Below are 10,583 nucleotides of genomic sequence, written 5' to 3'. Positions count from 1 at the left end.
GCTGGACATCCTCGTCAACAACGCGGGCATGCAACGTCGCGGGCCGCTGGAGGACTACAGCGAAACCCACTGGCGCGAGTTGATGAGCACCAACCTGGACAGCGCCTTCCTGGTCGGCCAGGCCGTGGCCCGGGCGATGATCCCGCGCAAGCGGGGGCGCATCATCAATATCTGCTCGGTGCAAAGCGAACTGGGGCGCCCGGGCATCGCCCCGTATGCCGCCAGCAAAGGCGCGCTGAAAATGCTCACAAAAGGCATGGCCATCGACTGGGGCCCCCACGGGCTGACGGTCAATGGCATCGGCCCCGGCTATTTCAAGACCGAACTGAACGCCAACCTGGTGGCCAACCCCGAATTCAGCGACTGGCTGGTGCAGCGCACACCGAGCCGGCGCTGGGGTGACGTCGCCGAACTGGCGGGCGCTGCGGTATTCCTTGCCAGCGACGCGGCAAGTTTCGTCAACGGTCATATCCTGTACGTGGACGGTGGCATCACCGCCTCGCTGTAACCTGGAGAATTTCATGCACGCGATTGTCTGCCATGCCTCGAAAGACCTGCGGGTAGAACCGCAAACCGAACCCCAGGCACTGACGCCCGACCAACTGCGGGTGCGCATTGCCCGGGGCGGGATCTGCGGCTCGGACCTGCATTACTACCAGCACGGCGGCTTCGGCACCGTGCGGTTGCGCGAGCCGATGGTGCTCGGCCACGAAGTGTCGGCGGTGATCGAGGCGGTGGGCCGTGAAGACGGGCCGTTCAAGATTGGCCAACGCTTGTCGGTCTCGCCGTCGCGGCCTTGCGGGGGTTGCCGTTATTGCCATCAAGGGCTGCCGAACCATTGCCTGAACATGCGTTTCTACGGCAGCGCGATGCCCTTTCCTCACGTGCAGGGTGCGTTTCAACAAAGCCTGGTGATCGAAACGCACCAGGCGCACCCGCTGGCCGATCATGTGAGCCTTGCCGAGGGTGCAATGGCTGAACCGTTGTCTGTGGGTTTGCATGCCATCCAGCGTGCCGGGGTGGTGTTCGGCAAACGGGTATTGGTCACCGGGTGCGGGCCCATCGGCAACCTGTTGATCGGCAGCCTGCGGGCAGCGGGCGCGAGGGAAATTGTTGCGGTGGACCTGGCTGCCGGGCCCTTGGCCTGCGCCGAAAAAATGGGCGCCAGCCGTACTCATAACCTGGCGGAAGACGCCGACGCGTTGAAGCGGTATATCGCCGAAAAAGGCTACTTCGACGTGATGTTCGAAGTCTCCGGCAGCGCCCAGGCCCTGCGCAACGGCCTGGAGTGCATGGCCCCGCGCAGCGTGCTGGTGACGGTCGGTCTGGGTGGCGAGGTCTCGCTGCCGTTGAATATGCTGGTGAGCAGGGAGATCGACTTGCGGGGCACCTTCCGCTTCCATTCGGAGTTTGCCCAGGCGGTGGATTTGCTCAATCGCCAGGTGATTGATGTGCGTCCGGTGATCTCCCACACCGTGCCGTTCAGCGAGGCGGTGCAGGCGTTTGAACTGGCGGCGGACAAGAGCCAGGCGATGAAGGTGTTGCTGGATTTTGGTGTGGGTGATTGAACCGGATCTCGACAGCTCCCACAGGGTTGCGGTGCATTTTGGGGATCCGATGGTGCCTGCGCTACACCCGCTCTTCGAGCCTGAACCGCAGGAAACGATGGCTGGCTGAAAACAGTCGACGGTAGGTGAGCAACACCGCACCTACCGTGCCCAACGCCGACGACGCAGCGATCAAAAACATAATCACAATCTGATAACGCACCGCGTCCACCGGACTTTCCCCGGCCAGCACCTGGCCAGTCATCATCCCCGGCAAGCTCACAATCCCCACCACCGTCATCTGGTTCAGCGTCGGAATCATCCCGGCCCGCACAGCCTGGCGAATCGCATCCTGCGCCGCCTCCCAGCGTGAACCACCGAGGGCCAGAATCATCTCGATGGTATTGCGACCGGAGGTCAGCTCCTGAGTCATACGCTCAATCCCCAGAGACACCCCGGTAAGCGTATTACCCAGAATCATCCCAAGGATCGGAATCGCATACTGCGGCTCGTACCACGGGTGAATCCGGATAATCGCGAACAGGCCAACAGCCGTCACCAACCAGGAACTGCCCCACACCGACACAATACTGTCGGCCCGCTGCCCCGCATAGGTCCGCTTCCCACGCCCGGCAGCCGAGAGCCCGGCGATCAGAGTCATCAGGCACATCAGCGGCAGCACCACATACCAGTAGGCAAATTCAAAGACCCAGCCCAGCAGGTAACCGATCGCCAACAACTGCACCACCGTGCGCACAGCCGCCCAGAACAGCTGACGCTCCAGCCCCAGCCGCAACAACAGCGACAGCGCACCGTTGATCAGGATCAGCGAGGCGGCGATGGCCATGTCCAGTGCTGTGAGGTCGTGATAATTCATGGCTGCACGGCCCCCGTCAGCACGCCGGCGTCCATATGCAAATGGGTGGTGCTCATGCGTTGCGCCTGCTCAAGGTCGTGGGACACCCAGATATAGGCGTGAGCGCTATCCGCTTCGGCCCAGGCACTGATCAACGCCTCGACCTCCCCGGACGATGCCGGGTCGAGAGCGGCGGTAGGTTCGTCCAGCAACAACACATCGGGATTGAGTTGCAGGGTACGGATCAGTGACACCACCTGGGACTCACCACCGGATAAATCCCCGGCATTTTTTGCCAGAAAACCCGATTCCTTGCCCGCGTGGGCCAGCAGCGCCTTGACCGCCTGCGGGTCGAAACTCAGGTGATGCAAGGCCTTGAGGCTGTAGGGGAAACGCAAGTTGTCTTCCACCGTGCCTTCGATCAGCGCCGGGCGTTGGGAGAGGTAGCTGATGCGGCTGCGATACTGCGGGACTTGCGCGTTGGCGATGGGCTGCCCGTTCCAGAGGATATCCCCTGAGGTGGGCGCGTCGAGCAAGGCGAGTGCCCGAAGGAATACACTTTTGCCGGAGCCCGATGAACCGGTGATGGATAGGCGGTCGGCGCGGTGCAGCTGGAAGTTCGTGGGCTGCAGCAGTTGCAGCTGGCGGCGCTCGTCCATCCGCGTGAGCGCCCGGGTTTCGACTAATACGCTCATGGCGTTGATGATCCTTGTTCCTGATTCAGACGCAAATGGTAAGACAGGGCACGTCCCCCGTGGCGAGGGAGCTTGCTCCCGCTGGGCGGCGAAGCGGCCCCAATAAAGCCACTGCGATACACCTGAAAAATCACCGTTAATTTCTTGGGGCTGCTGCGCAGCCCAGCGGGAGCAAGCTCCCTCACCACAGCAAGCTCCCTCGCCACAACAAGCTCCCTCGCCTCAGCGTTCTTCAGCGCTTGGGCTCCAGCGACACCAGGCGCGGCTTGATGGATTTCTCGCGCACCTCAAGCAACGCCAGGGTCACCGGCAACTTGAAACGTCGCCGCCCTGCACTGCCAGGGTTGAGAAACAGCCGCTCGCCGTGCCACTCGATCAATGGTTTGTGAGAGTGGCCAGTGATCACCAGCCGGATGCCCGGATCAAGCTCCTTCGGCACATCGGCAATGTCATGCACCAGCAACGCCCGCCAGCCGTTCAGGTCAAAATCCAGCCGGTCAGCCAAATGCTCTGCCCACGCGGCGTCGAGGTCGTTATTGCCGCGCACCACATGCAATGGCGCAATCGAGGCCAGCAACTCAAGGATCTCCGGGCTACCGATGTCCCCGGCGTGAACAATCTGCTCGCACCCTTCCAGGGCCGCCAGGGCCTCGGCACGGAGCAAGCCGTGGGTATCGGAAATCACACCAACTTTCATGAACGTCTCCTGTGCAAAACCCCGGCGCGATCCACCGGGCGGCTTGCAATCAATCATTGCACTGCCTATATTTCCCGCCTGGCGCCATCTACGCCACCATCCGCGGAAAGGGCTGCGCCCAAGACCTTGACTGAATATCACATTTCTACGACTCCCAACCTTAAAGCGGACAAGGTTTGTACAAGGAGATCGTATGTCGCAATCATTCTCGTCCACTAACGGCCGTATCAACCTTGAGCAGCAGCGCAAGCGCGCCAAGGAACTTTTGCAGCGCCTGAAAAGCGCCGATGCCGCCGCAACCCCGACCTTATCCGATGCCCAATGGTCGATCGCCAAGGAACTCGGTTTTCCCAGCTGGCCCAAGCTCAAGGCCCACGTCGATGCGGTGGATTTTGCCGCCCGCCATCCAGGTTTCGACGCCAGCGATGAAGCCCGCACCACCCACTGGCGCTGCGGCAACGATATCGCCCACAGCCTGGGCGTGGCGGGGTTCAAGGGGCACTTTCGGATGCTGATTGATCCGCTGTGCATGGGCCCGGTCCAGGACCTGCCAGCCGAGCAATACCAGGTCGTTCGCAGCCGCTATATCAGCCAGGTGTTTGCCATGGATGAGGCAGAAGTGGCGCGCCGGCATGCGGACGAATATCACCATCTTGAACAACTGGGCAGCGCCGGCCACAGCGTGTTGTGGTGTGAGGCGGATGCGTACGATCAGTTGTTCCTGATTCGCGCGCTGGCTGGGCTTGAGCATCTGCCTGAAAAACTGGAGTTGATCGAAGTCGATCGTATCCCCGGCGTGCAGCGTTTTATCGGCATCGGCCAACTGGCGCCTGAAGTATTGGCGTGGTTGTGGCCGCAGCGCCGACAGGTCGACGAGGACATGCTGCAACTGGCGCGACAGGCCTGGCTGGCGTATTGCGCCAGCTCGCCGATCAAGCTGGCGGAACTGGCCCGGAGTAGCTCCACCTCCCTGCCCTTCCTGGCCCCGGCGTTGCGTCGACAGTTGCAGGAGTTACCAGGTGTGCAGGACGGTTTGTCCCTGACCGAGCGCCTGTCCCTGCAATACGTGGATGAAGCCGGGCCGGTGCCGTTTGGCCGGGTGTTCGCCGAGCTCATGGGCAAGCGTGAACCGCTGCCGTACCTGGGAGACATGATGTTTCATGCGCTGATGCGGCCGTTGATCGATGGCGAGAATCCCCTGTTGATCGAGTCCGGGGCCCAGTTGCCATGGCCACAGCGGGTGTTGGCGCTGACTGCGCTGGGTCGCCAGGTTCTGAACGGCGCAGCCTACTGGCCGGATCATGCAACGGAAGAACGCTGGGTAGGTGGCGTCTGCCTGCGACCGCGCCACCCGCACTGGACAATTGACGAACATGGCATGCCCGTGTGGCGTGATTGATTCTTCGCGACAGCTTTGATCTGTGTCATGTTGAGCCAAACAGGTAACGGTTCAGCGCGATGACCTTACAACAGCTCAACTACTTTCTCGCCGCCATCGAGCACGGTACGTTCTCCAAGGCGGCGGAAAGCCTGCATATTTCCCAACCCTCATTGTCCGAGCAGATCCTGCGGCTGGAGGAGCACCTGGGTACCCACGTGTTCATCCGCACCAATCGCCGACTGATGCTCACCGAAGCCGGACGCCGCCTGCAGCCATTTGCACAAGGCATGGTGACGTCAGCACGCCAGGGCTATGAAGCGGTGCAGGCTGTGCGTGAACTGTCCGGTGGCGTGGCCAGTTTTGGCACCTTCGGCACCGCCCACCACTATTTCCTCACGGACCTGATCGAGCAGTTCCGCACCCAGCACCCGGATATGCGGATCAAGATCGTCGGCTATAACTCCTCGGAAATCGCCGAGCTGGTGAGCCAGGGCGAAATTGAAGCGGGGCTGGTGATGCTGCCGATCAAGCAGCAGAACCTGACCGTCAGCGAGCCGGTCTGGTCGGCCCAGGTCGGCTATATCAGTGCCGACCCGGAGCGACTCAAGGGCCCGAAAACCATCAGCGACCTGGCGGTGGCACCGTTGATTCTCACCGAGGCGCGCTGGCGCACCGCCGACCCGATTCGCCGGTTGTTGGGGCAATTGGCGTCCAAGGGCGGCGAGGTGCTGGACCCGATCATCGAAGTGGAGCACCAGATCACCGGCTTCGAGCTGGCTGCGCGCGGACTCGGCGATGTGATTGCCACGCGCCCGATCCTGCATCAGCTGGGCTTCAATGATCGCTTGGGCTGGGTGCCGATCAGCCCGGCGATCTTCGAGGTATTCGGCTTTATCCATCGCCACGACACGCCTATTTCGCCGCCCACCCGGGTGCTGATCAACCTGATGCGCAGCCACTTGAGCCGCATCCAGAACCTGTATGCGCACCTGGAGACGCTCTAGCCATAGGGATCACCTATAGGAAACACATGACTTAGCCCATTCATCCACCTCTTGCCGAGCGGGATACTCCAGCCACCGACGCCACAACAGGCGCTTGAATGGGGAGCCAGCATGTCCAATCACTACTGCATCATTGGTGCCGGGGCCGCAGGGCTGGCGGCGCTGAAGACCATGACCGATGCCGGTTTCGAGGTGGACTGCTTCGAAAAGTCCGCGAACATCGGCGGTCACTGGAACAGCGACTACGATGCCTTGCACCTGATCACCCCCAAGAGCAGTTCCTTCTTTGACGGGTTCCCGATGCCCGCTGACTATCCGGTGTACCCGAGCCGCGATCAGGTCAAGGCGTACATGAACGCCTACACCGACACCTTCGGCCTACGCGAAAAGATCACCTTCAACACCGAAGTGCGCAGCCTGAAGCCCCTGGACGAGAACGGCGAAGCGGGCTGGCAGGTGACCCTGGCAGACGGCACCCACAAACACTACAGCGGCGTGCTGGTGGCCAACGGTCACCTGTGGGATTGCAAGATCCCGCAAGTAAGCAAGGGGTTCACCGGCGTGTCGATTCACTCCGGCGAATACCGCAACGTGCAGCAGGTGCAAGGCAAGGTGCTGGTGGTGGGGTTTGGCAACTCCGGATGCGACCTCGCAGTGGATGCCGCCCAGGCTCGCCTGGACACCACCATTGCGATCCGACGCGGCCAGCTGTTCCAGCCCAAGACCCTGTTCGGCCTGCCCCGGGGCGAGCTGCCGCTGCTGGGGCAATTGCCGCCAGAACAGCAGAACATGCTCATGAACATGCTGATCATGGCCAGCGTCGGCACCCACAAGAATTACCCCGGGCTACCGGCACCGGATACCTACGACCTGGATGCGCAACCGCCGGTGGTCAACACCTTGCTGCTGTACTGGATCCAGCACGGCCGAATCAAGGTCGCACCGGGTATCGAGAGCATCCAGGGCAAGACTGTCACGTTCACCGATGGCAGCCAGGTCGATTACGACACCATCGTCTGGGCTACCGGTTTCAACACGCGCCTGCCGTTCCTCGATGAACGCCTGCTGCAATGGCGCGACGGTGTTCCGCTGCGTACCGCCGCGATGACCTTGCCGACCAACCTGGAAGGCCTGTTCTACATCGGCCTGGGCGCCCCACGTGGCCCGCAATGGCCGGTGTATTGCGAGCAGACCCGGCTAGTGATGCGCTTTCTCACCCTGCGCGAGCGTGGCATGCAAAGCCTGGCGGCGAAGTTTGCCCAGTTGCAGCCGGCCGACTCACGCATCGATATCGTCAAGCGCGAATGGCTGAGCAACTACCAGGAGACCCAGCGCCAACTGGATGTGCTGGAACTGGCTCTGCAACCCGGCACCCCTCTTCCTCAATACGCCTGATCGGATAGCCCTTATGAACACTGCACCGCACTCCAGCGTTATCGTCACCGGGACGTCCTCGGGCATGGGCCAGGCCGTCGCACAGCGCTTTCAGGCTGAAGGCTGGCACGTCGTCGCTGTGGACGTAACACCCAGCACACAGCCGGCGAGCCCCTTGTTTTCGCCAGTGGTCGGCGACATCACCCAGGAGGCCACACTGGCCCGTACCCTCGATGCCGCCCTGGACGGCAAGGCACCGCTGCGAGCCGTAGTGAATGCGGCGGGGATCTTTCCCACGTCATCCCTGGATAGCTTCAGCGAAGCGCTGTACCGCAAGATATTCGACATCAACGTGCTGGGCTCACTGAACATCGCACGTATCGGCACCCGTCACCTGAAAGCCGCCGGCGGAGGCGCTATCGTGTTCTTCGCCTCGGTGGATGCGTTCACCGTGTCGAAAAACCAGTTGCTCTACAGCGCCTCCAAGGCTGCTGTGGTGTCGATGACCCGCTCCCTGGCCATCGAACTGGCCGGCGACAATATTGTGGTCAACGCACTGGCCCCGGGCTGGGTGGACACCGAAGGCACCCGTGCCGGCGGGCGCATCGAGGCCGCCATCGAATCGATCCCCTTGAAACGCGCCGCGCGGGTCGAAGAAATCGCCGACTGGGTCTGGCAACTGAGCGCCAAACCCTCCTACATAACAGGCGAATCATTGTGCATCGCCGGGGGCGTGTATATGCGATGACCCCAGCCTCCGCAGGCCCCGCGCATCAGACGTGGGCCTGCCACTCCCTATTGACTGCTGCCTCACTACAATTATTCCAGAGGGCAATATCATGGGCGAAGTTCACGCTTCCTCGATTCATCAAGGGTTTCCCGCCGACCGTGCATCGGCTGAACCCTCACGCAAACGGCTGACCAAAGCGGTCGTCGGCGTGACACTGGGCAATATGGTCGAATGGTTCGACTTTGCGCTCTACTCCTCTCTCGCCGGCATCATCGGCAAGACGTTCTTCCACAACGACAACCCGACCACCCAGTTGATGGCGATCTACGCCACCTTCGCGGCGGGCTTCCTGATTCGGCCACTGGGCAGCCTGGTATTCGGTCCCATTGGCGACAAGTTTGGCCGGCGCACGGCGCTGTCGCTGAGCATCACGCTGATGGCCGTCGCAACCTTCGCCATTGCCTTGATCCCGAGTTACGCGAGCATCGGCCTGTTTGCGCCCGTCCTGTTGATTCTCATGCGTCTGCTCCAGGGCCTGTCGGCGGGTGGCGAGTACGGCGGCTCCTGCACGTTCATCGCCGAGCATTCGCCGGACGAGCGACGCAGCTTTTTCACCAGTTGGCTGGAATTCGGCAATATCTCCGGGTTCCTGCTGGGCGGTGCAGTGGTCAGCCTGTTTACCCTGGGCCTGGGCGAACAAGCCATGCAGGACTGGGGCTGGCGCGTGCCCTTTGCGATTGGCGGCCTGCTCGGCCTGATCGCCCTCTACTTGCGCCTTGGCCTGGAAGAAACACCAGTGTTCAAGGAAATCCAGGCCAACGAAAAACTGCGAAAGGCGACGGGCGCCGAACCCAGCCTGTTCAGCTTACTGGTCAACGAATGGCCGAAAATCCTGCAATGCATGGGCCTGGTCACCGTGTTCAACGTGACCTACTACATCATCCTCGGGTACATCCCGGGTTATCTGGAAAACGTACTCGGGTACAGCAATACGTTCGCCAGGAACCTGGGGATGGCCGCGACGCTGTTCATGCTGGTGTTGATCCCGGTTTCAGGCTTGCTGGCCGACCGACTGGGCCGGAACCGGATGATCATTACCGGCTGCGTGCTGCTGATCGTCATGGCGTTCCCCTGCTTCATGCTGCTGCATACCCAGAGTGTCGGGTTGCTGCTGGCCGCCCTGCTGATCCTGACCCTCGCCCAGTTGTTTTTTGAAGGAGCGATGCCGGCCACCATGACTTCGCTGTTCAAGGCCCGCGTGCGCTACAGCGCCCTCGCCTTGAGCTACAACGTCGCGGTCTCGCTGTTCGGAGGCACGGCCCCGCTGATCAATACCTGGCTGATATCGATCACTGGCAACCAGATGATTCCCGCCTGGTACCTGATCGGCGGTGCCGTGGTCGGCCTGATTTCGATCCTGTTCGTAAAGGACTCCACCGGTAAACCCCTCCCAACATGAGAACCACCATGACCAGTAAAACCACAGCGCGGCAAACTATTTCCTCGGGCGGTCAGTACGAAAACGTGTTCGGTTATTCCCGCGCCGTTCGCGTGGGCAACCACCTGCACATCTCCGGCACCTGCGCCTCACCCGATTACGAACACAGCAATGCTTACGAACAGGCCCAGGCCATTCTCGTCACCGTCAACAAGGTGTTGGCCGAGGCGGGCATGGGCCCTGAAGACGTAGTGCGCACCGTGGTCTACCTGCGGGATATCAACGATGCCGCCTCCGTCGCCAAGGCACACAGCGAGGTGTTCGACGCCATTCGCCCGGCCAGCAGCCTGATTCAGGTGGATTCGATGCTGCGCCCCTGGCAGAAAGTCGAAATCGAAACGTACGCCATCGTTGCCGATTGACCCAGGCGATGAGTAAAAAACCGCGGCTTGGGCCGCGGTTTTTTTTGGTCCCGGTTATATCCATAGCAACAAACGATATTGGTATATACCAGATTGCTCCCTTATAAATCGCCCCCATCAAAAGACTGCAGGCTGGAGAAGCAAGCGATGGTGTCGGTAAAGGTAATGCTGGAGTACTTTCATCCCTGGCCGAATTCGGCGGGTTTGTACCTGGCGCGGGAACGCGGCTGGTACGCCGAGCTGGGCCTGGATGTGGAGTTGGTGGTGCACGACCCCTACCGTGGCGACACCCTTGAACACCTGCTGACCGGCGCGGCGGACTTCGGCATTTTCCCCAGCAACCGCCTGCTGGTCCGGCGCGGCCAGGGGCAAGCCCTGCAAGGCATCGCGGCGATCAATCATGCGGGCCTTGAGTCGATTCAAACCCTGACCGACTCCG

The 10,583-nt window shown here is 61.5% G+C and carries 12 protein-coding genes; 9 read left to right on the top strand and 3 right to left on the bottom strand.

Going from position 1 to position 10,583, the window contains the following annotated elements; genetic code table 11:
• Together HX846_RS03915 and HX846_RS03910 are read left to right on the top strand one after the other, a co-directional pair.
• Positions 1 to 508 (top strand): SDR family oxidoreductase (locus HX846_RS03915; RefSeq protein ID WP_178965002.1); only part of this gene is annotated, 508 nt, incomplete at its 5' end.
• Positions 509 to 521: 13 nt separating this feature from the next.
• The gene (locus HX846_RS03910) at positions 522 to 1,568 is read left to right on the top strand and encodes an L-idonate 5-dehydrogenase (RefSeq protein ID WP_178965001.1); all 1,047 of its coding nucleotides are present in this window, start codon (positions 522 to 524) and stop codon (positions 1,566 to 1,568) included.
• Between the two features lie 61 nt (positions 1,569 to 1,629).
• On the opposite strand, the gene fetB is transcribed toward HX846_RS03910, so the two are convergent.
• From fetB to HX846_RS03895, 3 genes are all read right to left on the bottom strand, one after another.
• Entirely contained in the window at positions 1,630 to 2,424 is a 795-nt protein-coding gene (gene fetB / locus HX846_RS03905; RefSeq protein WP_003208279.1) for an iron export ABC transporter permease subunit FetB, read from the bottom strand.
• Positions 2,421 to 3,098, bottom strand: a complete 678-nt coding sequence (locus tag HX846_RS03900) for an ATP-binding cassette domain-containing protein (RefSeq protein ID WP_003208280.1) — start codon at positions 3,096 to 3,098, stop codon at positions 2,421 to 2,423. Before HX846_RS03900 ends, fetB begins: the two co-directional genes overlap by 4 nt.
• A 232-nt stretch (positions 3,099 to 3,330) precedes the next feature.
• Positions 3,331 to 3,795, bottom strand: coding sequence for a metallophosphoesterase family protein (locus HX846_RS03895; RefSeq protein ID WP_003208282.1), 465 nt, complete (start codon positions 3,793 to 3,795; stop codon positions 3,331 to 3,333).
• Between the two features lie 193 nt (positions 3,796 to 3,988).
• On the opposite strand from HX846_RS03895, the gene HX846_RS03890 reads away from it, so the two are divergent.
• The 7 genes from HX846_RS03890 to HX846_RS03860 all read left to right on the top strand — a co-directional run.
• A complete protein-coding gene (locus HX846_RS03890; protein ID WP_178965000.1) occupies positions 3,989 to 5,194 on the top strand; it encodes a DUF1835 domain-containing protein in 1,206 nt (401 codons plus the stop codon).
• Between the two features lie 59 nt (positions 5,195 to 5,253).
• The gene (locus tag HX846_RS03885) at positions 5,254 to 6,180 is read left to right on the top strand and encodes a LysR family transcriptional regulator (protein ID WP_003208286.1); all 927 of its coding nucleotides are present in this window, start codon (positions 5,254 to 5,256) and stop codon (positions 6,178 to 6,180) included.
• Positions 6,181 to 6,291: 111 nt separating this feature from the next.
• Entirely contained in the window at positions 6,292 to 7,575 is a 1,284-nt protein-coding gene (locus tag HX846_RS03880; protein ID WP_003208288.1) for an NAD(P)/FAD-dependent oxidoreductase, read from the top strand.
• 13 nt (positions 7,576 to 7,588) lie between these two features.
• Complete coding sequence (locus tag HX846_RS03875; protein WP_003208289.1) at positions 7,589 to 8,302, top strand: SDR family NAD(P)-dependent oxidoreductase; 714 nt, start codon at positions 7,589 to 7,591, stop codon at positions 8,300 to 8,302.
• A gap of 91 nt (positions 8,303 to 8,393) precedes the next feature.
• Positions 8,394 to 9,743 carry an MFS transporter gene (locus HX846_RS03870; RefSeq protein WP_008433139.1) on the top strand — a complete coding sequence of 450 codons (1,350 nt, stop codon included), beginning with the start codon at positions 8,394 to 8,396 and terminating at the stop codon, positions 9,741 to 9,743.
• Between the two features lie 8 nt (positions 9,744 to 9,751).
• Complete coding sequence (locus HX846_RS03865; protein WP_003208292.1) at positions 9,752 to 10,144, top strand: Rid family hydrolase; 393 nt, start codon at positions 9,752 to 9,754, stop codon at positions 10,142 to 10,144.
• Between the two features lie 147 nt (positions 10,145 to 10,291).
• The coding region (locus tag HX846_RS03860; RefSeq protein ID WP_178964999.1) for an ABC transporter substrate-binding protein at positions 10,292 to 10,583 on the top strand (292 nt) is incomplete at its 3' end.

Source organism: Pseudomonas sp. K5002 (assembly GCF_013386655.1).
GTDB lineage: Bacteria > Pseudomonadota > Gammaproteobacteria > Pseudomonadales > Pseudomonadaceae > Aquipseudomonas.
The sequence above is the reverse complement of the archived record's forward strand: the minus strand, read 5'-3'. Positions and strand labels throughout refer to the sequence as shown.